The organism is Actinomadura barringtoniae (assembly GCF_017573505.1).
GTDB classification, from domain to species: Bacteria; Actinomycetota; Actinomycetes; order Streptosporangiales; family Streptosporangiaceae; genus Spirillospora; species Spirillospora barringtoniae.
Genome location: NZ_JAGEOJ010000016.1, coordinates 51,498 through 77,579, shown reverse-complemented (window position 1 = coordinate 77,579; position 26,082 = coordinate 51,498). Strand labels below are relative to the sequence as shown.

General features: G+C 72.1%; 24 protein-coding genes. 20 read left to right on the top strand and 4 right to left on the bottom strand.

The features are described from left to right. Positions 1 to 71 precede the first annotated feature (71 nt). From J4573_RS35145 to J4573_RS35120, 6 genes are all read left to right on the top strand, one after another. Positions 72 to 983: an ABC transporter ATP-binding protein gene (locus J4573_RS35145; protein WP_208260356.1), complete on the top strand. Its 912-nt coding sequence runs from the start codon at positions 72 to 74 to the stop codon at positions 981 to 983. After that, entirely contained in the window at positions 980 to 1,732 is a 753-nt protein-coding gene (locus J4573_RS35140; protein ID WP_208260354.1) for an ABC transporter permease, read from the top strand. The genes J4573_RS35145 and J4573_RS35140 overlap by 4 nt, the downstream gene beginning before the upstream one ends. A gap of 38 nt (positions 1,733 to 1,770) precedes the next feature. Then, positions 1,771 to 3,015: a sensor histidine kinase gene (locus J4573_RS35135; protein ID WP_208260352.1), complete on the top strand. Its 1,245-nt coding sequence runs from the start codon at positions 1,771 to 1,773 to the stop codon at positions 3,013 to 3,015. Continuing rightward, positions 3,012 to 3,617: a response regulator transcription factor gene (locus J4573_RS35130; RefSeq protein WP_208260350.1), complete on the top strand. Its 606-nt coding sequence runs from the start codon at positions 3,012 to 3,014 to the stop codon at positions 3,615 to 3,617. The genes J4573_RS35135 and J4573_RS35130 overlap by 4 nt, the downstream gene beginning before the upstream one ends. A gap of 33 nt (positions 3,618 to 3,650) precedes the next feature. Then, positions 3,651 to 4,814, top strand: coding sequence for a pyridoxal phosphate-dependent aminotransferase (locus J4573_RS35125; RefSeq protein WP_208260348.1), 1,164 nt, complete (start codon positions 3,651 to 3,653; stop codon positions 4,812 to 4,814). A 98-nt stretch (positions 4,815 to 4,912) separates the two neighbouring features. Next, complete coding sequence (locus J4573_RS35120) at positions 4,913 to 6,973, top strand: glycoside hydrolase family 31 protein (protein ID WP_208260346.1); 2,061 nt, start codon at positions 4,913 to 4,915, stop codon at positions 6,971 to 6,973. 12 nt (positions 6,974 to 6,985) lie between these two features. Here J4573_RS35120 and J4573_RS35115 read toward each other — a convergent pair whose 3' ends face one another. After that, positions 6,986 to 7,948, bottom strand: coding sequence for a hypothetical protein (locus J4573_RS35115; RefSeq protein WP_208260344.1), 963 nt, complete (start codon positions 7,946 to 7,948; stop codon positions 6,986 to 6,988). 112 nt (positions 7,949 to 8,060) lie between these two features. Between J4573_RS35115 and J4573_RS35110 the strand changes: the two genes are divergently transcribed. The 8 genes from J4573_RS35110 to J4573_RS35075 all read left to right on the top strand — a co-directional run bounded on the left by J4573_RS35110 (position 8,061) and on the right by J4573_RS35075 (position 16,876). Next, positions 8,061 to 8,600 carry an RNA polymerase sigma factor gene (locus J4573_RS35110; protein ID WP_307797149.1) on the top strand — a complete coding sequence of 180 codons (540 nt, stop codon included), beginning with the start codon at positions 8,061 to 8,063 and terminating at the stop codon, positions 8,598 to 8,600. Continuing rightward, entirely contained in the window at positions 8,597 to 9,772 is a 1,176-nt protein-coding gene (locus J4573_RS35105) for a CU044_5270 family protein (protein ID WP_208260342.1), read from the top strand. The genes J4573_RS35110 and J4573_RS35105 overlap by 4 nt, the downstream gene beginning before the upstream one ends. Before the next feature lie 108 nt (positions 9,773 to 9,880). Next, positions 9,881 to 10,843 carry a carbamate kinase gene (locus J4573_RS35100; RefSeq protein ID WP_307797147.1) on the top strand — a complete coding sequence of 321 codons (963 nt, stop codon included), beginning with the start codon at positions 9,881 to 9,883 and terminating at the stop codon, positions 10,841 to 10,843. Between the two features lie 4 nt (positions 10,844 to 10,847). Then, complete coding sequence (gene bar, locus J4573_RS35095; protein ID WP_208260341.1) at positions 10,848 to 11,954, top strand: barbiturase; 1,107 nt, start codon at positions 10,848 to 10,850, stop codon at positions 11,952 to 11,954. Positions 11,955 to 12,024: 70 nt separating this feature from the next. Further along, positions 12,025 to 12,729, top strand: coding sequence for an SseB family protein (locus J4573_RS35090; protein ID WP_208260339.1), 705 nt, complete (start codon positions 12,025 to 12,027; stop codon positions 12,727 to 12,729). Between the two features lie 22 nt (positions 12,730 to 12,751). Further along, a complete protein-coding gene (locus tag J4573_RS35085) occupies positions 12,752 to 13,348 on the top strand; it encodes a prepilin peptidase (protein WP_208260337.1) in 597 nt (198 codons plus the stop codon). A gap of 51 nt (positions 13,349 to 13,399) precedes the next feature. Further along, positions 13,400 to 16,366, top strand: coding sequence for a glycine--tRNA ligase (locus J4573_RS35080; RefSeq protein ID WP_208260626.1), 2,967 nt, complete (start codon positions 13,400 to 13,402; stop codon positions 16,364 to 16,366). A gap of 27 nt (positions 16,367 to 16,393) precedes the next feature. Beyond that, the gene (locus tag J4573_RS35075; protein ID WP_208260336.1) at positions 16,394 to 16,876 is read left to right on the top strand and encodes a GNAT family N-acetyltransferase; all 483 of its coding nucleotides are present in this window, start codon (positions 16,394 to 16,396) and stop codon (positions 16,874 to 16,876) included. Here J4573_RS35075 and J4573_RS35070 read toward each other — a convergent pair. Next, positions 16,843 to 18,234 carry a phenylacetate--CoA ligase family protein gene (locus J4573_RS35070; RefSeq protein ID WP_208260334.1) on the bottom strand — a complete coding sequence of 464 codons (1,392 nt, stop codon included), beginning with the start codon at positions 18,232 to 18,234 and terminating at the stop codon, positions 16,843 to 16,845. The genes J4573_RS35075 and J4573_RS35070 overlap by 34 nt on opposite strands. Before the next feature lie 77 nt (positions 18,235 to 18,311). Beyond that, on the bottom strand, positions 18,312 to 19,115 hold the full coding sequence (locus J4573_RS35065) for an SAM-dependent methyltransferase (protein ID WP_208260332.1): 804 nt from the start codon (positions 19,113 to 19,115) through the stop codon (positions 18,312 to 18,314). A gap of 216 nt (positions 19,116 to 19,331) precedes the next feature. On the opposite strand from J4573_RS35065, the gene J4573_RS35060 reads away from it, so the two are divergent. From J4573_RS35060 to J4573_RS35035, 6 genes are all read left to right on the top strand, one after another. After that, entirely contained in the window at positions 19,332 to 21,596 is a 2,265-nt protein-coding gene (locus J4573_RS35060; RefSeq protein ID WP_208260330.1) for a hypothetical protein, read from the top strand. A 70-nt stretch (positions 21,597 to 21,666) separates the two neighbouring features. After that, complete coding sequence (gene aroC, locus J4573_RS35055) at positions 21,667 to 22,845, top strand: chorismate synthase (RefSeq protein WP_208260328.1); 1,179 nt, start codon at positions 21,667 to 21,669, stop codon at positions 22,843 to 22,845. A gap of 46 nt (positions 22,846 to 22,891) precedes the next feature. Further along, on the top strand, positions 22,892 to 23,395 hold the full coding sequence (locus J4573_RS35050; protein ID WP_208260321.1) for a shikimate kinase: 504 nt from the start codon (positions 22,892 to 22,894) through the stop codon (positions 23,393 to 23,395). Beyond that, positions 23,392 to 24,468, top strand: coding sequence for a 3-dehydroquinate synthase (gene aroB, locus J4573_RS35045; protein WP_208260319.1), 1,077 nt, complete (start codon positions 23,392 to 23,394; stop codon positions 24,466 to 24,468). The genes J4573_RS35050 and aroB overlap by 4 nt, the downstream gene beginning before the upstream one ends. Continuing rightward, positions 24,465 to 24,914, top strand: coding sequence for a type II 3-dehydroquinate dehydratase (gene aroQ / locus J4573_RS35040; protein ID WP_208260317.1), 450 nt, complete (start codon positions 24,465 to 24,467; stop codon positions 24,912 to 24,914). Before aroB ends, aroQ begins: the two co-directional genes overlap by 4 nt. Positions 24,915 to 24,971: 57 nt before the next feature. Then, on the top strand, positions 24,972 to 25,340 hold the full coding sequence (locus J4573_RS35035; RefSeq protein WP_208260315.1) for a DUF2834 domain-containing protein: 369 nt from the start codon (positions 24,972 to 24,974) through the stop codon (positions 25,338 to 25,340). A gap of 33 nt (positions 25,341 to 25,373) precedes the next feature. On the opposite strand, the gene J4573_RS35030 is transcribed toward J4573_RS35035, so the two are convergent. Next, a complete protein-coding gene (locus tag J4573_RS35030; RefSeq protein ID WP_208260313.1) occupies positions 25,374 to 25,943 on the bottom strand; it encodes a TetR/AcrR family transcriptional regulator in 570 nt (189 codons plus the stop codon). Positions 25,944 to 26,082: the final 139 nt, after the last annotated feature.

Genomic DNA, 26,082 nt, shown 5'->3' with positions numbered 1-26,082 from the left:
GTGACCGGCGCGTCCGGAGCCGATGACGGCGGCTTCTACCGGGGGAGCGGGCGCGCCGGGAGGCTTGAGGCATGGATCAAGCCATACAGGTCGAGGGCCTGCGGCAGCGGTACGGGGACTTCGAGGCCGTGGGAGGGGTCTCGTTCGATGTGCGGGAGGGCGAGCTGTTCGCCCTGCTCGGCACCAACGGGGCCGGAAAGACGACGACGATGGAGGCGCTGGAGGGCTTCCGGCCCGTTCACGCGGGCGAGGTGCGGGTGCTCGGGATGGAGCCGTACCGGGATCGGCGGGAGCTCCGGCCGCAGCTGGGGATCATGCTCCAGGAGGCGGGGTTCTTCGCCGACCTGACGGTCGCCGAGACGGTGCGGCACTGGCGCGGCCTCGCGGGGGCGCCGCGCGAGGACGTGCTGGAGCTGACCGGGCTGGCCGACAAGGCGGATGTACGGACCCGGCAGCTGTCGGGCGGGCAGAAGCGGCGCCTGGACCTGGCGCTGGCGCTGCTCGGGCGGCCCCGGGTGCTGTTCCTGGATGAGCCGACCACCGGTATGGACCCGGAGGCGCGGCGGGCCACCTGGGAGATCGTTCAGGGGCTGGTCGCGGGCGGCACCACGGTGCTGCTGACCACGCACTACCTGGAGGAGGCCGAACGGCTGGCCGACCGGCTCGCGATCATGCACCGGGGGCGGATCGAGCTGAGCGGCACCGTCGCCGAGGTGGTCGCCGGGCACGGGGACCGGATCACCTTCCAGGTGCCGCACCAGGTCCCGGTCGGTGAGCTGCCGTCGCTGCGGGGGAGCGCCGCCGACATTGCGATCGCCAACGGGCAGGCCGTCGCCACCTACACCGTCACCGGCGTGCAACGGCCGCTGTACGAACTGCTGCGCTGGGCCGAGGAACGGTCGCTGGAGCTGGACGGTCTCCAGGCCCGTTCGGCCTCGCTGGAGGACGTCTTCCTGAACACCGCCGATGGGGGAGCGCGATGAGACTCGCCAATGTCATGTGGGTCGTCCGGCTGGATCTGTCCCTGCTGTGGCGCAACCGGACCGCGTTGTTCACCGTGATCGGCCTGCCGCTGCTGTTCGCCTCGGTGCTGTACTCGGTCAAGGGGCAGAAGAGCGCGGGCATCGACTCGGCGTTGTACGTCGGCACCGGCTACCTGGCCTACTTCCTGGTCTTCTCGGTCTTCATGAACCTGGTGACCGTCTTCACCGCACGGCGCGAGGACCTCACGCTCAAGCGGTTGCGCAGCGGGCCGCTGACGGAGGCCGAGCTGCTGGGCGGCAGCGCCGTGATGTCCGGGGCCCTCTACCTGATCCAGGCCGTTCTCCTCCTGGTGGTCATGGGCGCCACGCTGGGCGGCAGGTTCCCGGCCGACCTCCCGATGCTGCTGGTGGGCCTCGTGCTCGGCATCCCGGTGTTCGCGCTGCTGGCGTTCGCGGTCTCCGGGCTCACGCCGAACGCCGACATGGCCCAGCTGACCGTACTGCCGCTGATCTTCGCGTGCATGATCGGCTCAGGCGTGATGTTCCCGCTGGACAGCGCGCCCGAGGCCGTCCAGCAGGCGGCGCGGTTCCTGCCGCTGAGCCCGCTGGTGGAGATCACCCGCGACGCCTACTTCGGAGACGGCTCGCTCGCCTCGTACGCCAAGGCGCTCGGGATCTTCGTCCTCTGGGCGGCCCTGGGGCTGTGGGCGGCCCGCCGCTGGTTCCGGTGGGAGCCCCGGCATGCCTGATCCCGATAGTGTGCGCGAGAGGGGGGAGGACGACTGACATGGGCTCCGCGACCGCCGCCGAACTCGAAGAACGCGCGGCGAGCGGGTTCGAGAAGTTCCGCCGGGTGACCTACTGGTCCTTCATGTTCGCCATGGTGGGCATCATCGCGCCGCCCGTGATCGCCCTGTTCGACCAGACCGCCGGCGGAAAGCTGCCGGTCCCGGTGGCCGTGGCCGCCACCGCCGGGCTCGTCGTCGGCTGCCTGTTCTACGAGCGGCTGATCCGGGCCGGCCTGATGGGCCGGGCGACCCGCCGGGACCGGATCGCGAGCGGCGCCGTCACGGCGTTGCTGGCCCTGATGATGCTCAGCCAGCCCGTGTGGATCCTGGTCCCGGTCTTCTGGGTGGGCACGGTGTCGCTCTCGGAGCGGAACCGGCGGCGGCTGACCGCGCTGTGCCTGGGAACCGCGGCCTACTGCACGCCGATCATCGTCGCCGCCAACCACCCGTCGCACTGGTACGGCAGGGGGTGGGCCTCGATCCCGATCACGTTCGCGGTCCTCTCGGTCTCCTTCGCTGTCGCGGTCTACTTCAACCGCTACCAGATGCGCATGTGGGACCTGCACCAGGAGGCGCACGCCGCCCGCGAGGCGCAGGCCAGACTCGCGGTCACCGAGGAACGGGTCCGCTTCTCCCGCGACCTGCACGACCTGCTCGGCCACAGCCTCTCCCTCATCGCGGTCAAGAGCGAGCTGGCCATGCGGATGACCGAGGGCGACCCCGACCGCGCCAAGGCGGAGATGATGGACGTGCGCAACGCGGCCCGAGGCGCCCTGCGCGAGGTGCGGGCCGCCGTACGCGGCTACCGCGCGGTCGAGTTCGACGCCGAGCTCGCGGGCGTGCGCGCCGTACTGGAGGCGGCCGGCGTGCGGTGCGAGACCGAGCCGCCGCCCGAGCTCCCACCGGAGGTACGGTCCGTGCTCGCCTGGGTGATCCGCGAGGGCGCCACGAACGTGATCAAGCACAGCGAGGCGCGCCGCTGCCGCATCTCCGTCCTCGTCTACGGTGGCTCCGTACAGCCTGAGGGGGGACCACCCCCCACGCCCCCCGGGCCGACTTCGTCGGGAACGGTGGTGTTGGAGATGGGCAACGACGGCGCCCGCGACTCGGACTCCGAGGCCGGGTCCGGCCTTACCGGGCTGGCCGAACGGGTCGCCGTCGTCGGCGGCACGCTCACCGCCGACCGGGACGGCCGCGACGGCTTCCTGCTGCGCGTGGTGATCCCACTGGGAGAGGCCGCGTGATCACGATCCTGCTCGCCGACGACGAGCACCTGATCCGCGGCGCGGTGGCCGCCCTCCTCACCCTGGAGGACGACCTGGAGGTGGTCTCGGAGCTGGCGCGCGGGGACGAGGTGGCCGCCGCGGTCGCCGAGCACGATCCCGATGTCGCCGTGCTCGACATCGACATGCCGGGCGCCGACGGGCTGACCGTGGCCGAGGAGCTGCACCGCGCCGGGGCCCGCTGCTCGGTCTGCATCCTCACCAGCCTGGCCCGCCCCGGCTACCTGCGCCGGGCGATGGCGGCCGGGGTACGCGGGTTCGTGGCCAAGGACGCCCCGACCGAGGAACTGGCCGCCGCGATCCGCAAGGTCCACGCGGGTGGCCGCTACCTGGACGCCGAGCTGGCCGCGGCCGCGATGGCGGCGGGCGACAACCCGCTGACCGAACGGGAACGCGAGATCCTCCGGCTGATCGGCGCGGGCACCGAGACCGGCCGGATCGCGACGCTGCTGCACCTGTCGGAGGGCACGGTCCGCAACTACCTGTCGAGCGCGATGACCAAGCTGGGCGAGTCCAACCGGCTGGCGGCCGTCCGAGCCGCCCGCGAGATGGGCTGGATCTGATCGGGGCGCGCCCGGTCTTCTAGGGTGGGGCGGGTGGGAGAACCTCTCGTACCGCGCATGCAGGGTTTCGGCACGACGATCTTCGCGGAGATGTCCGCGATGGCCGTCGCCACCGGCTCCATCAACCTCGGCCAGGGCTTCCCGGACACCGACGGCCCGCCGGCGATGCTGGAGGCGGCCATCGACGCGATCCGCGGCGGCGGCAACCAGTACCCGCCCGGCCCCGGCATCCCCGAGCTGCGCGAGGCGGTCGCGGCGCAGCGCCTGGACCGCTACGGGCTGGAGTTCGACCCGGCGACCGAGGTCTTCGTGACCGTCGGCGCCACCGAGGCCATCGCCGCCTCGGTGATGGCGCTGGCCGGGCCGGGCGACGAGGTCATCGTCTTCGAGCCGTACTACGACTCCTACGCCGCCACCATCGCGCTGGCCGGGGCGGTCCGGCGCGCGGTGACGCTGCGCCCGGTGCAGGGGCGCTTCACCTTCGACCCGGACGAGCTGCGGGCGGCCGTCGGCCCGCGTACGCGCGTGATCCTGGTCAACTCGCCGCACAACCCGGCGGGCACCGTCTTCACCCGCGACGAGCTCCAGGTGATCGCCGACGTCTGCCGCGAGCACGACCTGGTCGCGATCACCGACGAGGTGTACGAGTACCTCACCTTCGATGACGCCGAGCACATCCCGCTGGCCACGCTGGAGGGGATGCGCGAGCGGACCGTCTCGATCTCCTCCACCGGCAAGACGTTCTCGGTCACCGGCTGGAAGACCGGCTGGGTGACCGCGCCCGCGCCCTACGTCCGCGCCGTGCAGACCGTGAAGCAGTTCGTCACCTACGCGGTCGGCGGCCCCTGGCAGCGGGCCACGGCGTACGCGCTGCGCAACGAGATGCCGTGGGTGGAGGAGCTGCGCAAGTCCCTGCAGGGCAAGCGCGACCGGCTGATCAGCGGGCTGGAGGCGGCGGGTTTCGAGACCTACCGGCCGCAGGGCACCTACTTCGTCCAGGCCGACATCCGCCCGCTCGGCTTCACCGACGGGATGGAGCTGGCGCGGGCGCTGCCGGAGAAGGCGGGCGTCGTCGCGATCCCCACGCAGGTCTTCTACGACGACGCGGCGGCGGGCGCGCACTTCGTGCGGTTCGCGTTCTGCAAGAAGGACGAGGTCATCGACGCGGCGGTGGAACGGCTCATTGATCTTCGGTGAGTGCGCATCTATGCTTGCAAATCGCATAAAGCACTCACGAATGAGCAAGTGAGCAGGCCCATCGGGGGAGGTCCAGCTCCGTTCCCTGCGAGGTGTCCGTGCCGCAGAGCCGTCTCTCCCGCCTACTCGCCTGTCTGACCCTGACAACACCCCTGGTCGCCGCCGTACCCGCGGCCCTGCCCGCGGCCGCGGCCGCGGACGGGCCCGCCCTCCGGCAGGGCGGCCACGAGCTCACGCTCACGACGCGGTCATATTCGATCGTGATCGGAAAGAGCCCGTTCTCGATCACGACCGAGCGTCGCGGGCGCACCGTGCTCGCCACCGCGGGCACCGGCGCGCTCGACTTCACCGGCCCGAACGGCCGCACGACGCCGACCGCCGTCCGCAAGGCCGCCTGGAAGCACGGCGTCCTCGACCTGACCGTCGCCACCACCGACGCGAACGCGACCCTGCACGTGACCATCAAGCCCGGCGCGGACCGCTACGGCCTGGAAAGCTCGGTCGAAGGCGTCAAGGCGACCACCTCGGGGCTGCACTTCGACCTCAAGTCCGCCGGCCACTGGTACGGCCACGGCGAGGCCAAGAGCGACGCCGAGGGCGAGCCCGACACCCGCCAGCCGTGGCCGCTGGACGCCGCCCAGGGCGACGAGCAGGTCAACGACAAGGCGTTCGGCCCGGCGTCCTACCTGATGATCGAGCCGTTCTGGTTCACCCAGTCGGCCGCCGGGGTCTACATCGACACCGGCAACCTGATGCACGTCTCGCTCGGCCGCGAGCAGGCGGGCGTCGCCGACCTGAGCGTCGCCGACACCGCCTCGCTCAAGGCCACCGTCTTCGTCGAGCAGACCCCGCGCCAGGTCTACGAGGACTACATCGGCATCGCGGGCAAGCCCGAGAAGAGCGACGCGACCCCCGAGCAGTACGCGAGCCCGCTCTGGAACTCCTGGGCGCAGTTCTACTCCAGCGTCGACCAGAAGAGTTTCCTGGAGTACGCCCGTTCCCTGCACGCCAAGGGCCTGCCGGGCCACACCATGTCGCTCGACGACGGCTGGATGAAGCACTACGGCGACTTCACCTGGAACGACAAGTTCCCCGACCCCAAGGCGATGGCCGCCGAGATCCACGGCATGAACTACAGGTTCGGCGTCTGGGTCACCCAGTGGATCAACCTGGACGCCGACAACTACAAGGTCGCCAAGGACAAGGGCTACCTGCTGAAGTCCAAGGACGACCCGTCCCAGCCGTGCACCGTCACCTGGTGGAACGGCAAGGCGGGCCTCATCGACCTCGGCAACCCGGCCGCCTACACGTGGTACGAGGACCAGTTGCACGCCCTCGAACGCGACTACGGCGTCGACGGCTTCAAGTTCGACACCCGCTTCTTCGACGAGCGCTGCGCCGCGTCCAACGGACTGACCGCCGCCGACTACCGGCGCCTCGGCGCCGAGCTCGCCGACGGCTTCGACCAGCAGGGCATCGGCATCCGCGTGCACTGGACCGGCGCGCAGAAGTACGGCTTCGTCACCCGCACGGTCGACAAGGGCACCGACTGGAACTCGCTGCGGGCCGCCGTCAACCAGAACCTGGCCGTCTCGGTCATCGGCTACCCGTTCGTCGAGACCGACATGATCGGCGGCTCGGACAGCATGCCGCCGCCCACCAAGGACGTCCTGGTCCGCTGGGCGCAGGCCGCCGCGGTGATGCCGCTGGTCTACTCCTCGACCTCGCCGATCCGGGTGTACGACCACGTGAACAAGAAGTGGGTCGAGTACCCGCCGGAGGTCGCGCGGTACTACGGCGAGGCGATGAAGCTCCACCAGGCGCTCAACCCCTACATCCAGGCGCAGGTGAAGCGGGCCGTCGCGTCCGGCGAGCCCATCATGAAGCCGCTGTTCTTCGAGTTCCCCCGGGACCGCGCGTCCTACGGGATCAACGACGAGTGGCTGCTGGGCGACTCGCTGCTGGCCGCGCCGCTGCTGGCCGAGGGCACCTCCCGCGACGTTCACCTGCCGCCGGGACGCTGGTACGACGTCGCCCGCCACAAGGTGGTGAACGGCGGTGACCTGAAGGCCTACCCGGCCGGCCTGGGCACGCTGCCGCTGTTCGTCCGCCTGGGCACCCGCGACACCGCCCGCCTCATCACCGCGACCCGCGGATAACTCGTGGCCGGCTCAGAGGCCGAAACGCCGCACGGGGAGACCGCTCAGCGCCGCTGCCGCTGACGCGGTCTCCTCGGAGGTGTGGTCGAGCGAGAGGTCGGCGACCGCGAGCGGCGAGCCGTGCGCCTTCGTCGACAGCTGTGTCCGGCGCGTCCACCAGGGATCGAGCTGGGACGACAAGACCTCGGGATCGGCGAGCACGAAGACCGTCGCGTGCCGGTCCTTGCCCCACAGCCACGCGCGGAACGGCTTGACGCGGATCTCGGTGAGGTCGGCCCACGCCAGCCGGGCCCTCATCGCCGGGATCCGCACGCCCTCGGCGTCCATGACCAGCATCGGCAGGTCCGGGCGGACGTGGCGGCGCGTGACGACGACCGTCCGCGCGATGACCACGACCATGAGCACCGCGACGGCCACCGCCGCGTACCAGAACAGCACCGCCAGCACGGCGACCGCGACCAGCCCGTACACCGCGAGGAACGCGTACTGCCTGCGCAGCGCCCCCGCGTTGTACCGGATCTCGACCTCCTCGGCGGTGGTCGGCGCCGAACGTTCAGCAGCCTGAATGGGTGCGCCGCGCTCGGTCTCCCACAGCGCGGCCGAGTTGACGCTCTCCATCCGGTGCAGCGCGACGAGCCGGCCGCGTATCCGGATCCGCCAGGCCAGCGCGCCCGCCAGCGCCAGTGGCAGGACCACCGCGTTCGAGATCGTCTTGGAGTGGGTCGTGACCACCAGCACCACGATCAGCGGCAGCAGCACCGCGAAGAGCACGCCCACCAGCGGCACCGCGTGCCGGAGCGGGGACCTGGCGAGCACGGCGCGCGCGTAGCCGACGGCGACGACACCGGCCGCCGGGTCGGGATGCGGCCCGTCGGCGCGCAGCAGCTCGCGCCGCGTGGCCCGGGGCAGCTCGCGCCACGCGCTGAGTGCGGCGGCGCCTTGCGGAAGAGGGGGTGCGCCCGTGATCGGCTGCACGAGAGACTCCAGGGGGCATTCAAGATCGATTGAGCTGGGAGTGTAAACGAGCGGGTCCCGGAGGGACTACAGGACGACGACATTGATCCCCATCCCCGACGGGAGGGCCTCCGTGGATGATCCCGCCACCCGGTTCACGAGGCTTTACGACCAGAGCTACCGCCGCGTGCTCGCGTACGCGCTCACCCATGCCGAGCCGCACACCGCCGAGGACATCGCCAGCGAGGTCTTCCTCATCGCCTGGCGGCGCCTCGCCGAGGTGCCCGACCCGGCGCTGCCCTGGCTGCTGACCGTCGCCCGCAACCTGCTGCACAAGCAGCGCGACAGCGGGCGGCGCCGCCGGGTGCTCGCCGACCGCGTCGCCGCGCTCACCGGCCCGCAGGACCTGGCCGCCTGGGACGTCGCCGAGCACGTGGTCGAACGCGAGGCGGCGCTGGCCGCCATCGCCGGGCTGCCCGAACGCGACCTGGAGACGCTCGCGCTGGTCAACTGGCACGGCCTGGACCCGCGCCAGGCGGCCAAGGTCGTCGGCTGCTCGGCCGCCACGTTCTTCGTACGGCTGCACCGGGCGCGCAAACGGCTCGCGCGCGCCCTGGAGGGCGACCCCGCGGCCCGCACCCTTCCCCACGTCGCCGAGGAGGTGGCCCGATGACCTTTGGAAACGGCAGGAACACCATGACCGACCCCGAATCGACGTTCCGTGCACTCAAGCCCGCGGCGCTCGACGAACTGACCGAGGACGCCTACGCGCGCCGCCGCGAGGACGACCTCGACCGGGCCATGCGCGGCGCCTCCGCCACTCAAGGACGGAAGGCGCGGTGGCGGCCGACGATCCTGGTCGCCGGGCTGGCGACGGCGTGCGCGGCCACCGCGGGAACGGTCGTGGCCACCACCGCGGCCGGTCGCCACGGCACCTCGCCCGCGCGGACCCCGGCCGCCACGCCGACCCGTCAGCTGGACGCGCGCGGCGTCCTGCTGGCCAGCGCCGCGACCGCCGAGCGCATGCAGGTCAAGCCGGGACGCTACTGGTACGACCGCGAGCGGACGCAGACCGTCCAGAGCACCCGCACCGACGTCAAGGGGGCCAAGCCCGGGGAACTGGCGCGGAGGCCGCAGCGCGAGGTGACCAAACTCCCGTACACCTATCTCTCCTCGGGCGGCCAGGAGAGCTGGATGTCACGGACCGGCCGCGACCGCTCCAGGACCATCACCTCGATCGACGTCCGCACGACCTTCCCGACCCCCGCCGACAGGGCGGAGTGGGTGAAGGCGGGCTCGCCCGACCTCGTCGAGAAGGACGAGCGGAAGCCGTCGGTGAACAACTACGACATCCCGCTGCACTTCCAGATCGGGAACGAGCAGGTGCAGACCGATGATCTGCTCAAGCTGCCCACCGATGCCGACGACCTGAGCCGCTACCTGCGCAAGCGCCGCGCCCTCGACGTCCAGCGGGCGGGCGGGCCGCAGAACGTCGACCCCTACCCCTACTACGTGTGGACGACCGCGCAGGACCTGCTCGCCGGTCCGATCACGCCGGGCACCAAGGCCGCGCTCTACCGCGTCCTCGCCCAGCAGCCCGGTGTCCGCTCCGACGGCATGGTGACCGACCAGCTCGGCCGCCGCGGCCTGTCGGTCACGCTGCCGCTGGCGAGCGCCTTCGGATCCAAGGGCCCCGACGGCGAGGTCCGGCTGGTCATCGACCCGAAGTCGGCCCAGCTGCTGGCGTACGAGTCCTACGACTCCCGCGCCACCGGCACCCCCGGCCTGTCGGTCGCCTACGAGTCGATGGGGTGGGTCGACTCGCTCGACGGGCGGGTGCCGTAACCGGGCGAGTGGCGGGTGCCGTAACCGGGCGAGTGTTGCCGAACGGCCGGTGCTCGTTGGGCGGATTCCGCCAGTGAGCACCGGTCGTTCCGCCAGTAACGTCGCAGCGTGACCAGTGAGGTGACCGGACCCCTCAACGGCGAGAGGGTCCTTATCGCGCTCGGCGGGAACGCCATGACCGGGCCGGACGGGAGCGCCACGCCGGCAGCTCAGGCGGCGGCCGTCACCGGGGCCATGGAGCACGTGGCCGACCTGGTCGCCGCCGGCGCCCAGGTCGCGGTCACGCACGGCAACGGCCCGCAGGTGGGCAACCTGCTCATCAAGAACCAGCTCGCCGCCACGGTCGTGCCGCCGGTGCCGCTGGACTGGTGCGGCGCGCAGACCCAGGCCACCATCGGCATCCTCATCATGAACGCGCTGGAGCGGGCCCTGGCGGCCCGCGGCGCCGCCCGGCCGGTGAGCGCGGTCGTCACCCGCACGCTGGTGGACGCGGCCGACCGGGGCTTCACCGACCCGGTCAAGCCGGTCGGGCGCTACTTCCCGGTGGACGAGGCGCGCCGCTTCATGGCGATCGGCCAGTCCTGGAAGTCGTTCGGCGAACGCGGCTGGCGGCGGGTGGTCGCCTCGCCCGACCCGCTGGAGATCCTGGACGCCGACGCGGCGGCGGTGCTGATGGCAGCCGGGCACGTCGTGGTCGCCGCGGGCGGCGGGGGAGTGCCGGTCGTCCGCCAGGGCGGGGAGCTGCGCGGCGTCGAGGCCGTCATCGACAAGGACCTGGCAAGCGCGCTGCTCGCCCGGCGGCTCGGCGCGGGCACGCTGGTGATCGCCACCAACGTGGAGCACGTCATGGTGGGGTTCGGTACGCCCGCCGAACGCCCGCTGCACCGCACCACCTCCGCCGAGCTGCGCACGCTCGCCGCCGCCGGGCATTTCGCCGGCGGCAGCATGGGCCCTAAGGTCGAGGCCCTGCTGCGCTTCGTGGCGGCCGGCGGGAAACGGGCGGCCATCAGCTCGCTCGGCCGCATCACCGACGCGGTCGAGGGCAAGGCAGGGACCATCATCGAGGAGTAGTCACGTGCCCGATCCGATCGAAGTCCGGAAGGTGCCCATCGAGAGCGTCACCGACGCCTCGGGGCTGGCCCGCCTGATCGACGACGGCGTGCTGGAGGCCGATCGGGTCCTGGCCGTCGTCGGCAAGACCGAGGGCAACGGCGGCGTGAACGACTACACACGCATCCTGGCCGACCGCGCGTTCCGCGAGGTGCTGCTCGCCAAGGGCACCCGCACCGCCGACGAGGTCGCGCGGGTGCCGCTGGTCTGGTCGGGCGGCACCGACGGCGTGCTGAGCCCGCACGCCACCGTCTTCGCCACCGCCGACCCGGCGTCGGTCCCCGCCTCCGCCGAGCCGCGGCTGTCGGTCGGCGTCGCGATGAGCGAGATCATCGCGCCCGAGGACATCGGCCGCCCAGCGATGGTCGAGACCGTCGCCGCCGGCGTCCGCGACGCCATGAAGATCGCCGGGATCGACGACGCCGCCGACGTGCACTACGTGCAGACCAAGACGCCGCTGCTCACCCTCGACACCATCAACGACGCCAAGCGGCGCGGTCACACCGTCGTCACCGAGGACACGCTGAAGTCGATGGACATCTCCAACTCGACCACCGCGCTCGGCATCGCCGTCGCGCTCGGCGAGATCGAGATGCCCGCCGCCGAGCAGATCCACCACGACCTGTCCCTGTACTCCTCGGTCGCGTCCTGCTCGTCGGGGGTGGAGCTGGACCGCGCGCAGATCGTCGTGGTCGGCAACGTGCGCGGCGTCGGCGGCCGCTACCGCGCGGGCCACGGTGTGATGAAGGACGCGCTGGACGCCGACGGCATCTGGGACGCCGTCCGCGGCACGGGCCTCGACCTGCCCGACCGGCCGCACCCGAGCGACCTGGGCGACCGGCTCGTGAACGTCTTCATCAAGTGCGAGGCCGACCCGACCGGCTCGGTCCGCGGCCGCCGCAACATCATGCTCGACGACTCCGACGTGCACTGGCACCGCCAGATCAAGGCCTGCGTCGGCGGCGTCGCCGCCTCGGTCACCGGCGACCCGGCCGTGTTCGTCTCGGTCGCCGCCGTCCACCAGGGCCCCTCCGGAGGAGGCACCGTCGCCGCCATCGCTGACCTGGGCTGACAGCTCCGGATATCGGAGAGTATTGAATTAAGTACCCTCCGCGGTCGCGAGAGGTTATAGCCTCATGGCCGTGTCCGGAAAGACCATTCCCGAACCCCAGTTCCCCGCGGACGACGGGAGCGCCGATCCTCGGCTGGCCGAGGCGCTCGCCGGTTACGCCGCGGGGCGCGTCGGCGAGCACCGGGTCCTCGAGGAGCTCTACGACTCGCGCCTGCTGGTGCCCGTCGTCGCCGTGCTCACCGAGGAAGAGGAGGTCGGCCCGGGCGAGCTGCGCCGCGAGAAGAACTCCGACATGGCGCTGCCCACCCTGATGGGCGAGGACGGCCGCCGCGGCGTGCTCGGCTTCACCAGCATGGAGGCGCTGAAGGCGTGGCGCCCGGAGGCAAGGCCCGTGGCGGTGCACGCCCGGCAGGCGTGCCTGGCCGCGCTCGACGAGGGCGCGCAGGCGCTGGTGGTGGACGTCGCGGGCCCCGTGCCGTTCGCGGTCGACGGGCTCCGGCTGCACCTGCTGGCCGAGGGCCGCCCGATCCCGCCGCCGCACGAGGACCCCGAGGTGCTGGCCGCGATCGAGGCCGCGTTCGGCTCCGAGACCGGGGTCGCGGGCGTGCGGGTGAGCAAGGGCGCGGGCGCCGAGCTCGCCGTGCGGTTCGCGATCGTGCCCGGCCACGACGAGCGGGTCACCGTGCAGCGGGTCTCCGACCGGCTGGCCGAGCTGCTGCGCGGCCGGATCGTCGGCGGCGTCGAGCTGAACGTCATGCGCGGAGGCGCCCGGTAGGACGCCCGGTAGGGTCGGCGCCGTGGACGACGCCCCGCCCTCCGCTCCGCCCCCGGCTCCGCACTGGTCCGAGCCGCTGCGTGCCCGGCCCGTGCTCGTGGCCGCCTGTTGCGTCGTCGTGTGCGGGCTGCTGGTCTGGCGGATCGGGCTGCGGCCCGACCTTCCGGCCTTTCTCTACCTGGGTGTCGTGGGCGTGGCGCTCGGGGTGATCGACGCCGCGATCCAGCGGCTGCCCGACCCGCTGACCCTTCCGTCGTACGGCATCGTCGCCGCGCTGCTCGGGGTCGCCGCGTTCTTCACCGACGACGGCGGCGCCCGCTTCCTGCACGCGCTGATCGGGATGGCGGCGCTGTACGCGTGGTTCGCGCTGCAGGTGATGTTCCTGCCCGTGGGCGCGATGTACGCGGGAGACGCCAAGCTCGGCGGCGTGCTGGGCCTCGGCCTCGGGTGGCTCGGCTGGCAGGCCTGGGTGCTCGGCCTGGTCGCGACGGTCTTCCTGGCGGGCATCGCGGGCGTGGTCTTGCTGGCGGCCCGGCGGGCCGGGCGGAAATCGCAGTTTCCCTACGGTCCGTACATGCTGCTGGGATCCTTGATCGCGATTCTCCTTCACGCGAGCTGAAGCTCTACGCTGGGAGCCCCTTTCGATCCCGGAGGAAAACCCGTGCTGACCATGCAGGACGCCCTGATCCGGCTCACCGATTACTGGGCGGGGCACGGTTGCCTCATCACCCAGCCGATGAACACCGAGGTCGGCGCGGGAACCCTGAACCCCGGCACGGCGCTGCGGGTGCTCGGACCGGAGCCGTGGCGGGTCGCCTACGTGGAGCCGAGCGTGCGCCCCGACGACTCACGGTACGGCGACAACCCCAACCGGTTGCAGACCCACACCCAGTTCCAGGTGATCCTCAAGCCCGAGCCCGGGGACTCCCAGCAGCTCTACCTGGGCAGCCTGGAGGCCATCGGGATCGACCTGAACGCCCACGACGTCCGGTTCGTCGAGGACAACTGGGCCTCGCCCGCGCTCGGCGCGTGGGGCCTCGGCTGGGAGGTCTGGCTGGACGGGCTGGAGATCACCCAGTTCACCTACTTCCAGCAGTCGGGCGGGCTCACCCTCAACCCGGTGTCGGTCGAGATCACCTACGGCATGGAGCGCATCATCATGGCGCTCCAGGGGGTCTCCCACTTCAAGGACATCGCGTACGCGCCGGGCATCTCCTACGGTGAGGCGTTCGGCCAGGCCGAGTACGAGATGAGCCGCTACTACCTCGACGACGCCGACATCGACACCAACCGCGAGCTGTTCGAGGCCTACGCCTCCGAGGCGCGGCGGATGCTGGACGCGCGGCTCCCGGTGCCCGCGCACACCTACGTGCTGAAGTGCTCGCACGCGTTCAACGTGCTCGACTCGCGCGGCGCGATCGGCACCACCGAGCGTGCCCGCGCGTTCGGCCGGATGCGCGGCCTCGCGCACGAGGTCGCGCAGCTGTGGGTCGAGCGCCGCGCCGAGCTGGAGCACCCGCTGGGCAACGCCGTCGTCCGCCCGGTCGAGCTCCCGGCGCCGGGTGAGCTGCCCGCGATCGAGGGCCACGGCGCGTTCGCGTTCGAGATCGGCGTCGAGGAGCTGCCGCCGGACGTCGCCGAGCCCGCGGCCCGGCACGTCGCGCAGCGGCTCATCGAGACCCTGGGCGAGGCCGGCGTCTACGACGACGGGACGCTCGTCGACGTCTACGCGACGCCACGGCGTCTGATCGTGGTGATCCCCGAGGTCGCCGCCCGCGAGCCCGACACCGAGCAGGTCGTGAAGGGCCCGCGCGTCCAGGCCGCCTACGACGCCGACGGCAACCCGACCAAGGCGCTGCAGGGCTTCGCGCGCGGCCGGGGCGTGGAGCTCGACCAGGTCCGCACGGTCACGGTCGGCGACATCGAGTACGCCGGGTTCGTCCGGCAGGTGACCGGCCGCCCGGTCGCGCAGGTGCTCGCCGAGGCCCTGCCCGGCATCGTCGAGGGCCTGCGCGCCGACAAGAACATGCGCTGGAACGCCCCGGGCCTGTCCTACAGCCGCCCGATCCGCTGGCTGGTGGCGCTGCTGAACGACCAGGTCGTCCCGTTCACCGTGGCGAACATGACCTCCGGCCGCACCACCCGCGTCCACCGGCCCGCCACCGTCGAGGTGCCGTCCGCGACCGCGCTGCTGGAGACGCTGCGCGCGCACGGCATCGAGCCGTCGCCCGCGCGCCGCCGGACCCGCATCGTCGAGACCGCCGAGCCGCTCGCCCGCGAGGTCGGCGGCGTGATCGACTTCCCCGGCGAGCACGCCCTCGTCGAGGAGGTCGTGAACCTGGTCGAGGAGCCCGTGGTGATCCGCGGCTCGTTCGACGAGCGCTACCTCGAGCTGCCCGAGCCGATCCTCACCACCGTGATGAAGAAGCACCAGCGCTACCTGCCGGTGCGGGACGCGAACGGCAGGCTGCTGCCGCACTTCGTCACGGTCGCGAACGGCGACTGCGACCACGACGCCGTCCGCGCCGGGAACGAGGCGGTGCTGCGCGCCCGCTACGAGGACGCCGCGTTCTTCTTCCAGCACGACCTGCGCACCGCCCCGCTGGACATGAAGGAGGGGCTGGACAAGCTCACCTTCGCCGACCGGCTCGGCTCGATGGCCGACCGTTCGACCCGCATCCGCGGCATCGCCGCCGAGCTGGCCTCCCACCTGGACCTGCACCCCGAGGACCACGAGGCGCTGCACCGCGCGGGCGAGCTCGCCAAGTTCGACCTCGCGTCCTCGATGGTGATCGAGCTGTCCAGCCTCGCCGGGACCATGGCCCGCGAGTACGCCCTGCGCTCCGGCGAGAGCGAGACCGTCGCGCAGGCCCTGTACGAGATGGAGCTGCCCCGTTCCGCCGGCGACGCGCTGCCGACCAGCACGGTCGGCGCGCTGCTGGCGATCGCCGACCGCCTCGACCTGCTGGCGGGCCTGTTCGCCGTCGGGTCCGCGCCCACCGGCAGCTCCGACCCGTTCGGGCTGCGCCGCGCGGCCCTGGCGCTCACCGCCGTCATGCGCGCCGTGCCGGGCCTGGCACCGCTCACCGTCGGGCAGGCCCTCGGGATCGCGGGCTGGCGCCAGCCCGTCGAGGTGAGCGACGAGGCCCTGGCCGAGGCGGAACGCTTCGTCGCCCGCCGCCTGGAGCAGTCGCTGCTGGATGAGGGCCACCCGGTGAACGTCGTCCGGGCCGTCATGCCGCACGCCGGATCGCCCGCGCACGCCGAACGCGCCGCGGGCGACCTCACCAAACTCCTCGCCGACGAGAGCTTCCAGCGCCTCACCGCCGCCCTCCAGCGCGTCCTGCGCATCGTCCCGGAGGACACGGTCGCGGGCTACGACCTCGCGCTCTTCCAGGAGGACGCCGAGCGGCGCCTGCACGAGACGTTCCTGGAGGTGCAGGCGGAGATGCCGCGCTACCCGGCGCTGCCGGAGTTCACCGCCGCCGCGCTGCCGCTGGCCGAGCCGATCGACGCCTACTTCGACGACGTCATGGTCATGGACAAGGACGAGGCGGTCCGCGCCAACCGGCTCGGCTTCCTCGCCGCCATCCGTGATCTCGTCGCGCCGGTGGTCGACTGGCGCGAGATCGCCTAGTCGGGGACCTCGCATACCCTTTCGACCATGAAGATCGTGGTCTGCGGCTATGACGATCCGGTCGCGAAGAGGCTGGTCGCGCAGGTGCAGCAGGAGTACGTCGCCCGCTACGGCAGCGAGGACGAGACCCCGACCGACCCGGCCGACTTCACCGCGCCGCTCGGCCACTTCGTCGTCGGCTGGCTGGACGGCGAGCCGGTCGCGTGCGGCGGGTGGCGCGGCCACGACGGCGAGCCGAACTTCCTGGACGGCGACGCCGAGCTCAAGCGGATGTACGTGGCCGAGCGGGCCCGCGGCCGAGGTCTGGCGCGGGCCCTGCTGGCCGACCTGGAGCGTTCGGCGCTGGAACGAGGCCGGCGGCGCATGGTCCTGGAGACCGGCATCAACCAGCCGGAGGCCATCGCCCTCTACACCTCGTCCGGATACCTGGCGATCCCCAAGTTCGGCTTCTACAGCGGCTCGGAGACCAGCCGCTGCTATGGCAAGGACCTGTCCGGCGGCCTGGTGTAGCGGTGCTTGACGCCCGGCGGGAAGTACTCGGCGTCCCCGAGCGGCCTTAGCCGTACCACCGGCCGCCGCCGCCCCTCCGGGACGTAGTGCGCGTACTCGCTGTTGAGGCGCAGCAGGTGTTCCAGGATCGAGTCGGCGACCGTGTCCGCGAAGTCGGCGGGCGGGTCCGCGGCCGGGGCCAGTTCGACCGTGACGGTGAGGGCGCGGTCGCGGTCCTCGGTCTCCCGGGCCTCCAGGACGAACTTGCCCGTCACGTGAGGGCTGACCGGCGGCTGTTCCAGGCCGACCGTGATGTTCTCGGGGTAGACGTTCGCGCCGTAGAAGGACACGGTGAAGTGGCTGCGGCCGAAGACGTACACGAACGGCAGCTGAGGGCCGTCGGTCTTGGGGGACAGGCCGTGGCGGTCCAGGAAGGCCAGCATCTCCTCGTACGGGATCAGGCCCCCCTCATCGGCGATGTGGTACCGGATCAGGGGAGCGCCGTTGTCGCCGGTGAACAGCAGCGTGCCGTCCTGCTCCTCGAAGAAGCGCAGGTACGGGTCGTATTGCAGGAGCGTGGGCAGCCGTGACTCGCCGAACAGCTCCCGGGCGACCTCGGGGGAGAGCGAGCGGCGGATCTCGATGGACAGCGGCGTCTCGTTGCCGAGCACGCCCGCGTCGGCGGTGCCGTACAGGGACGCGGTGGAACGGGCCGGGTCGCGCATGCCGGTCCGTTCGGCGATCAGGGACCGCCACTCCTCGCTGAAGACCTCGCCCGCCGTCACCAGCTTGAGGTCGTAGTCGGCCCACGGCACGCCCTGCGCCCGGCCGGTGTCGATCACGTCCTTGAGGAACGGCGGGTAGCCGAGCAGGACGACCTGGTCGAAGTGCGGGCCGAGCTCGGGCAGGACGCGCAGGATCTCGCGCTTGTCGCTGCCGGGCGCGACGACGGTGATCCGGTGGCCGCGCGCCGCCAGGTGACGCAGGCACGCGGTCGTGTAGAGGCCGCCCACCCAGGTGCCGAGGGCGAAGCAGACCACGGCCAGGGTGGCGCGCTCGTTCGACTCGAAGGCGGAGAACACCTGGTCGAAGCGGGTGGCGACGGCGGCCTCGTCGGCGGGGGAGCGGGGCCAGAACGTGGGCTCGCCCGTCGAGCCTGACGAGACCGCGAGCATGTCGCCGATGACGCCGTCGCGGCAGCGCGAGGGCAGCGGATGGCGGCGCACGTAGTTGGCCTTGGTCGTCAGCGGTACCTCGGCCAGGCCGGTGACCCGCGCGGGGTCGATCCCCTGCTCGGCGAGGAAGGCGGCGTACGCGGGGACCGTGGCGGCGACGTGGCGGAAGAGCGCCAGCGCCGCCTGTTCCGGGGAGTCCTGCATCCCCCGACTCTAAATGCGCGCGACCGGCTCTAGATGTGCGCGGCCCTGGACGTGCGCGGCTCTAGATGCGCGCGGCTCTAGATGTGCGCGACGCCGCCGTACGCGCGCGAACGGTCGGGACCGGTGAGCCTGCGCGCGGCGTGCGGCCGCCACTGCGAGACGTAGACCAGGCCGGGGTCGATCAGGTCGTAGCCGCCGAAGAACGTGGAGATCTGCTCCTTGTCTCGCAGCGTCACCGGCGAGGTCGAGGAGTTGTAGACCCCCATGACCTTCGGGATGTCGGCCTCGTTGCTGTCCTGCGGGGTCGCGTGCGTGAGGACGACGTACGACCCGCGCGGCAGCGGCGCGAGCAGCCGCCGCACCAGCCCGGCCGGGTCCTCGCCGTCCGGGATGAAGTGCAGGATCGCCAGCAGCAGGACCGCGACCGGCTCGTCGAAGTCCAGCGCCGCCCGCACGTCCCGGTCCTTCATGATCGCCTCGGGCTCGCGCAGGTCGCCCTGCACGACGCTGACCTCGCCGACCCCGGTGAGCAGGGCGCGGGCGTGCGTCAGCACCACGGGATCGTTGTCGACGTACACCACGCGGGCGTCCGGGGCGTGCCGCTGCGCCACCTCGTGCACCGCGTTCTGGGTCGGCAGGCCGGTGCCGATGTCGAGGAACTGCCGTACTCCGGCCTCGCAGAGGTGCCGGACCACGCGGGCCAGGAACGCTCGGTTCTCGCGCACCACGTGGGGCACCTCGGGCGCGTACAGCAGGATCTTGTCCGCCGCCTCGCGGTCGGCCGGAAAGTGGTCCTTGCCGCCCAGGAAGTAGTCGTACATGCGGGCCGCGTTGGGGGTGGAGGTGTCGATGCCGATCGGATGCCAGGTGTCCTCGACCATGGTCCACCTCCACGTTCGGAAGATCCAATTCCCGGTGGGCCAGATTACCGGGCGATTCGCCCGATGGTGCCCGGTTCAGGACGGTCCCGGGGTGACCTGCGTAAACGCCGTTCAGGACCATTCTGAACGGCCATCCGGCACCGGTGCCGCGAACCGATGTCCGTAACGCCACGTCCTAGATCCGATCGTTCCACTCTTCGGCACCCGGAGTCCGCCATGCCGCAGCTCAAGTCCCGTACCACGGTGGTGATCGCCGCCATGGCCGCGGCGGTGACGGCGGTCGTCCTGACCGTCGTCCTGTCCTCCTCGGGAAAGGCCTCCGAAGGTGGACGCGGTGAGGGGCGGCTCGCGTCACCGGCGTTCACCGCCGACACCGTTCCCGTCTCACAGGGGCTCAAGAAGGGTGACTGTGGCCTGTCCAAGGGCACGGCCCAGGAGTTGGTCCCGGGCGTGAAGAAGTCCGGTGACCGCTCCTGCGACTGGTTCGGGGACGACCGGTTCCTCACGGTCGACGACGGCCTGAGCGGCGCCCCGCCCGTCGTGACGTCATCGGCCGACACCCTCTACGCGATCAGTCCCCGGCCGCCCAAGCGCTTCTCAGGGCTCGGGGACGACGAGGCCCTCGCCCGCACCTCGTCCCCGTACGGCAAGGCAGAGGCGGAGATCAGCCTCACCCTGCGGGGGTCGTACACCAGGGTCACCTACGGCGGGCGCGGGCTGACCGAGACGAAGGCCGAGGCCGGCGCGCTCAAGGCCGCGACCGACATCGCCAAGAATCTGGGCGCTCCCGCCAAGCCGTCCCCGTCCGGCACCACGCCCGTCGGCGGCGCCGCCCCGGGCTTCGCGGCGCTGCCCCGGGTGTGCGACACCGTGCCGGGCGACGCGCTCGACAGGCTCGTGCGCGGCGCGGACCGTTCGCGCGGCGAAGCGAACCAGGAGCTCACCCAGATGTTCGCCCAGCTGCGCGGGGGCGCGACCGACACCTGCGAGTGGAACGCCTCCGGGCCGGCCGGCGCGAAGGTGGACCGGAACCGCGTGCTCCAGGTGACGGTCGGCAGCGTGCCGGACTGGGAGCCGGGCGCCGGTGCCCGCGCGATCACCCGCGCCTACCTGAGGCTGCACGGGGAGGCCCGGGGAGACGGGACGGGCAAGGCCGGTGCCGCCGAGCGGTTCCACGCGCTGAAGGGGCTGGGCGACCAGGCGTTCGGTGGCACCTGGTCGCAGTACCAGAACTACGGGCGGGTGGTCTTCCGCCTGCGGAACGTCCTGGTCGATGTCCTGTACAGGGGCGAGGACACCCAGTCCAAGACCCTCTACCGCACCGACCTGCCAGGCGACAAGGCGCTGGCGGGCGCCTACACGGCGGCCCTGGGCATCGCCGGCGTGCTGAAGTCGCCCCAGGGGGCCGCCCCCATGGCCGGGCCGGTCACGCAGCGGCTCCCGCGAGACTGCGGCCTGTCCGCCGCGACCCTCCGCTCGCTCGTCCCCAAGGCCGAGGTGGTGGAGAACGGCGACTTCGGAGAGTGCCGGTGGTTCGTGCGGGAGCAGTCACTGTCCCTGGAGGTGTCGCTGCGCGCCTACGTGAGCGGCTCGGTGGCGGACCTGCCCGGGAGCGTCTTGGCGATCTCCTCGTCGGGGCTGCGCTGGGGCAGGGTGCGCACGTCGCCGCTCGGCGACGCGGTCACGGCCACGGGGCTCGCGCGGTACTCCAACGACGAGCCCGAGCCGCTGACCGGCGTGGGCGAGGACGGCGTCGGCGGCTTCCGCGCGGGCACCGGAGCCGGCTGGACGCAGTTCCGGGTGGGCAACGTCGTCGCGCGCGTATCGTACGGGGTCGATCGCTTCGGCGGGGCCAAGCCCCGTGCGGAGGCGAGCCTCAGGGCGAGCGCACTCAAGGCGAGCGCCGAGATCGCCCGGAGCCTCGGCTCGGCCCCGCACGGCACGCCCGCCTACGGGACCGGTGGCGGCGCCGGAGCGCCGCTCGCGCCGCCTTCGAGCGCGTGCGGGCTGGTCTCCGGCAAGGTCCTGGGCAAGGTGATCAAGGGGCACCGGTCACCGACCCCGAACACCGACGTCGCCAAGGACGGCGTGCTCGTTCAGGGCCGCCGGTCCACCTGCGCCTGGGGGGCCAAGGACCGCGTGCTGACCGTGACGGTCGCCTCGGGGCCCGGCGCCGACCGGCGGGCGGCCGAGCAGGCCGCCGCCCGCGCCTACCTGGCCTCCCAGCTGAACGCCCAGGCCGGCCAGCCGATCAGCGGCGACGACGAGAAGTACTACAAGCCCCTCACCGGCCTCGGCGACCAGGCCTTCGCCTCCTATTTGGAGGAGGGATCGCCCGGACGGATCATGGTACGGAGCAGGAATTTGCTGCTGGAGGTCACTTTCGCGTCGAACAGCCGATCCAAACCACCGAATCGGAGACAGTCGATCGACGCGGTCTCCGCAGTGGCGGCCGAGGCGGCCTCGAAACTGCCCCGTTAGGTTCGTCCGGCTCGTTCTCACGGGCTGGACACGGCGCCGGGCACCGGGGCGGAGTCACTAGGATCGACGCATGCTGCGCTGGTTGACCGCGGGGGAGTCCCATGGCCCGGCCCTCACCGCGATCGTGGAGGGCCTTCCGGCAGGCGTGCGCGTGACCTCGGACGACATCGCCGAGGCCCTGCGCCGCCGCCGACTCGGGCACGGGCGGGGAGCCCGGATGAAGTTCGAGCAGGACAAGGTCACGATCCTGGGCGGGGTCCGGCACGGGGTGACCCAGGGCGGGCCGGTCGCGATCCAGGTCGGCAACACCGAGTGGCCCAAGTGGGAGACGGTGATGTCGGCCGACCCGGTCGACCCTGACGTGCTGGCCGCGCAGGCCCGCAACGCCCCGCTGTCGCAGCCGCGGCCCGGCCATGCCGACCTGGTCGGCATGCAGAAGTACGGCTTCGACGACGCCCGGCCGGTCCTGGAGCGGGCGAGCGCGCGGGAGACCGCGGCGCGGGTGGCGCTGGGCGAGGTCGCCAAGGCGTTCCTGAAGCAGGCGCTCGGCGTGGACGTCCTCAGCCACGTCGTCGCGCTCGGCGAGGTGTCCGCCCCGGCGGGCGTGCTGCCCGAGCCGGACGACCTGGCGGCCGTGGACGAGAGCCCGGTGCGGTGCTTCGACGCCGAGGCCTCGGCCGAGATGGTCGCCCACATCGACGAGGTCAAGAAGGCCGGCGACACGCTCGGCGGCGTGGTGGAGGTGCTGGCGTACGGGCTCCCGCCCGGCCTCGGCAGCCACGTGCACTGGGACCGGCGGCTGGACTCGCGCCTCGCCGGGATCCTCATGGGCATTCAGGCGATCAAGGGCGTGGCGGTCGGTGACGGCTTCGAGACCGCCCGGCGGCCCGGGTCGCGCGCGCACGACGAGATCGACGGCGGCCCCGAGGGGCTGCGGCGCCGCACCAACCGGGCCGGGGGCGTCGAGGGCGGCATGACCACCGGCGAGGTACTGCGGGTGTCGGCCGCGATGAAGCCGATCTCCACCGTGCCGAAGCGCCTGGACACCGTGGACGTCAAGACCGGCGAGCCCGCCAAGGCCATCAACCAGCGCAGCGACGTCACCGCCGTGCCCGCGGCCGGGGTGGTCGCCGAGGCGATGGTGGCGCTGGTGCTGGCGGACGCGGCGCTGGAGAAGTTCGGCGGCGACTCGGTCGAGGAGACCGCCCGCAACCTGCGGGGCTACCTGTCGTCGCTCACGATCAAATAGCTCACGATCACACAACGCACGATCAAGTAAGGGCGAGGCAGAGCTCATGACCCGACCCAAGGCAGTCCTGATCGGGCCGCCCGGCTCCGGCAAGTCCACGGTCGGCGCGGCGCTGGCCGAGCGGCTCGGCGTGGCGCTGCGCGACACCGACGCCGACACCGAGGCCGCCGCGGGCAAGCCGATCGGCGAGATCTTCATCGACGACGGCGAGGAGCATTTCCGCGCGCTGGAGCACGCCGCCGTGCGGGCGGCGCTGGAGGAGCACGAGGGCGTCCTGGCCCTCGGCGGCGGGGCGATCATGTCGCCCGCGACCCAGGAGCTGCTGGCCGGGCACACCGTGGTCTACCTGCAGGTGGGGCTGTCGGAGGCGGTGAAGCGGGTCGGTCTCGCCTCGGCGCGGCCGCTGCTGGTGATGAACCCGCGCAGCCAGCTCCGCAAGCTGCTGGAGGAACGGCTGCCGATCTACGAGCGGCTCGGCACGATCACCATCGTCACCGACGGCCGCGAGCCCGCCGAGCTCGTCGAGGAGCTCGCGGGGAAGCTCTCATGACGGTGTCGCGGGTCCAGGTGGGCGGCGCCGACCCGTACGACGTGGTGATCGGCACCGGTGTGCTGGGCGAGCTGGCCGGGATGATCGGCGACAGGGCCCGTACGGTCGCCGTGGTGCACGCCGAGGGCCTGCCGGAGATCGCGCGGCCGGTGTGCGGTGCGCTGGAGGCGGCCGGGTACGCGGTCCACGCGCTGCCCGTTCCCGACGGCGAGGCCGCCAAGGAGGTCGGCGTGCTCGCCGGGCTCTGGTCGCGCTTCGCCGAGCTCGGCATGACCCGTACCGACGCCGTCGTGGGCGTGGGCGGCGGCGCCACCACCGACCTGGCGGGCTTCGCCGCGGCCTCCTGGCTGCGTGGCGTGAAGGCCGTCCTGGTGCCGACCACGCTGCTCGGCATGGTCGACGCGGCCGTCGGCGGCAAGACCGGCATCAACATCCCCGAGGGCAAGAACCTCGTCGGCGCGTTCCACCCGCCGGCCGGGGTGCTGTGCGACCTCACCACGCTCATGACGATGCCGCGCGAGGACTACATCAGCGGCCTCGCCGAGGTGATCAAGGCGGGCTTCATCGCCGACCCCACGATCCTGGAGCTGGTCGAGGACGACCCGGCGGGCGCCGCGGCGCCGGACGGGCCGCACACCCGTGAGCTGGTCGAACGCGCCATCCAGGTCAAGGCCGACGTCGTGTCGGCCGACCTCAGGGAGGCCGGGCTGCGGGAGATCCTCAACTACGGCCACACGCTCGCGCACGCGATCGAGAAGGCCGAGGACTACCGGTTCCGGCACGGGCACGCGGTGGCCATCGGCATGATCTACGCCGCCGAGCTGGCCCGCCGCGCCGGGCGGCTGTCCCCGGAGATCGTCGCCCGCCACCGCGCGGTGATCGCCTCGGTCGGGCTGCCCACCTCGTACGGCATCGACGCCTGGCCCGGCCTGCGCAAGACCATGACCATCGACAAGAAGTCGCGCGGTGCCACGCTGCGCTTCGTCGTGCTCGACGGCATCGCCGAGCCCGGCCGGCTGGAGGGTCCCGACGAGGACCTGCTCGCCGCCGCCTACCAGGAGGTCGCCCGATGAACACCGTGCTCGTGCTGAACGGCCCGAACCTCGGGCGGCTCGGCAGCCGCGAGCCGGACGTCTACGGCGCCGACACCTATGAGGACCTGGTGACGCTGTGCCGCGAGACCGGGCGGCACCTGGACCTGCACGTCGAGGTCCGGCACACCAACGACGAGGCAGAGCTGATCGGCTGGGTGCACCAGGCGGCCGACGAACGGCTCCCGATCGTGCTGAACCCGGCCGCGTTCACGCACTACTCCTACGCCCTGCGGGACGCGCTCGCGCAGCGGACCGCGCCGCTGATCGAGGTGCACATCTCCAACCCGGCCGCGCGCGAGGAGTTCCGCCACAACTCCGTGGTCGCGGGCGTCGCCACCGGCACGATCGCCGGGTTCGGGCTGATGTCGTACGTGCTGGCCCTCCAGGCCGTCGCCGAGCTGATCGCCGAGAAGAGCAAGGGCTGACCCGCTAGTCTGTCCCGCGTATCCGCGTTGTAAGTGTCTGCTTATACGGGAGGCGCCGTGACCGGCCGGGACAAGACCATCTGCGTGATCTACGGCGTGCTGGCGTTCGGCGCGCTGATCGCCACGTGGTCGCAGAACATCCGGTTCTTCGGGCAGGACGACAACGGCGGCCTCACGGGGTTCCTCAAGGACGCCTGGGCCAACCCGGCCGCCGCGTCGCTGTCGAACGACATCGTCTTCGTCGGCCTCGCGGCGGTCGTCTTCATGGTCATCGAGGCGCGCCGGGTCGGCGTCCGGTACGGCTGGGCGTACGTGATCGGCTCGCTGCTGATCGCCATCAGCGTCACCTTCCCGCTCTTCCTGCTCGCCCGGCAGATCAAGCTGGCGCAGGCCCGCGAGCCCGAGCCCGCACCGGTCTCCTCCTAGCCCGGCGCTCTGTGTGGCTCGGCCGGCCGTGGCTCAGCCCGTCGCGGACGCGACCAGGGCCTTGAGCTCGCTGACCACGTCGTCCAGCGGCTTCACGTCGCGGTGCGCGCGGCACAGGATCGTGGCGCCCTCGACGGCGGCGACGATCATGCGTGCGAGGCGGCCCGCTCGTTCGTCCACCACGCCCGCGTTGCCGAGGCAGGTGGCCAGCGTGTCCTCCCAGCGGTCGAACGCGGCGGCGGCCGCCCTCGCCAGCTGCGGGGCGTCGTCGTGCGACTCGACCGTGACCGCGACGATCGGGCAGCCCGCCCGGAACTCGCTCTTCACCAGGACCTGCCGCCACCACGCGGTGAACGCGTCCACCGCCGCGGCCGGGTCGCCGCCCTCGGCCGCCGCCGCGATGCCCGAGTTGAGGAACTCACCGGCGTAGCGCACCGCCTCCTCGGCCAGCTGCACCTTGCCCTCGGGGAAGTGGTGGTAGATCGATCCGCGCGGGGCGCCGCTGTGCGCGATGACGTCGCGGAACGCCGTCCCGCTGTACCCGCGCTCGCGGAAGAGATAGGCCGCGCTGCGCACCATGCGTTCCCGGCTGTCGGTGCTCATGCGTCGATTATGACATTCATCATAAGGATCCCGGGTTGACTATGACGATCGTCATAGCAACGCTGAGTTATGACGGTCGTCATACCTGGGGGAGGTCGTGGCCCCCGCCGTTACCGACAAGTAGGGTTTTCTCAGGCAA

Excerpts from the sequence above, each read along its gene's own strand:
- J4573_RS35060 (WP_208260330.1), top strand. The coding sequence starts at position 19,332 with ATGCCGCAGCTCAAGTCCCGTACCACGGTGGTGATCGCCGCCATGGCC.
- J4573_RS35050 (WP_208260321.1), top strand. The coding sequence starts at position 22,892 with ATGACCCGACCCAAGGCAGTCCTGATCGGGCCGCCCGGCTCCGGCAAG.
- J4573_RS35065 (WP_208260332.1), bottom strand. The coding sequence starts at position 19,115 with ATGGTCGAGGACACCTGGCATCCGATCGGCATCGACACCTCCACCCCC.
- J4573_RS35105 (WP_208260342.1), top strand. The coding sequence starts at position 8,597 with ATGACCTTTGGAAACGGCAGGAACACCATGACCGACCCCGAATCGACG.
- J4573_RS35140 (WP_208260354.1), top strand. The coding sequence starts at position 980 with ATGAGACTCGCCAATGTCATGTGGGTCGTCCGGCTGGATCTGTCCCTG.
- J4573_RS35080 (WP_208260626.1), top strand. The coding sequence starts at position 13,400 with ATGCAGGACGCCCTGATCCGGCTCACCGATTACTGGGCGGGGCACGGT.
- J4573_RS35030 (WP_208260313.1), bottom strand. The coding sequence starts at position 25,943 with ATGAGCACCGACAGCCGGGAACGCATGGTGCGCAGCGCGGCCTATCTC.
- J4573_RS35145 (WP_208260356.1), top strand. The coding sequence starts at position 72 with ATGGATCAAGCCATACAGGTCGAGGGCCTGCGGCAGCGGTACGGGGAC.
- aroC (WP_208260328.1), top strand. The coding sequence starts at position 21,667 with ATGCTGCGCTGGTTGACCGCGGGGGAGTCCCATGGCCCGGCCCTCACC.
- aroQ (WP_208260317.1), top strand. The coding sequence starts at position 24,465 with ATGAACACCGTGCTCGTGCTGAACGGCCCGAACCTCGGGCGGCTCGGC.
- J4573_RS35070 (WP_208260334.1), bottom strand. The coding sequence starts at position 18,234 with ATGCAGGACTCCCCGGAACAGGCGGCGCTGGCGCTCTTCCGCCACGTC.
- aroB (WP_208260319.1), top strand. The coding sequence starts at position 23,392 with ATGACGGTGTCGCGGGTCCAGGTGGGCGGCGCCGACCCGTACGACGTG.
- J4573_RS35135 (WP_208260352.1), top strand. The coding sequence starts at position 1,771 with ATGGGCTCCGCGACCGCCGCCGAACTCGAAGAACGCGCGGCGAGCGGG.
- J4573_RS35075 (WP_208260336.1), top strand. The coding sequence starts at position 16,394 with ATGAAGATCGTGGTCTGCGGCTATGACGATCCGGTCGCGAAGAGGCTG.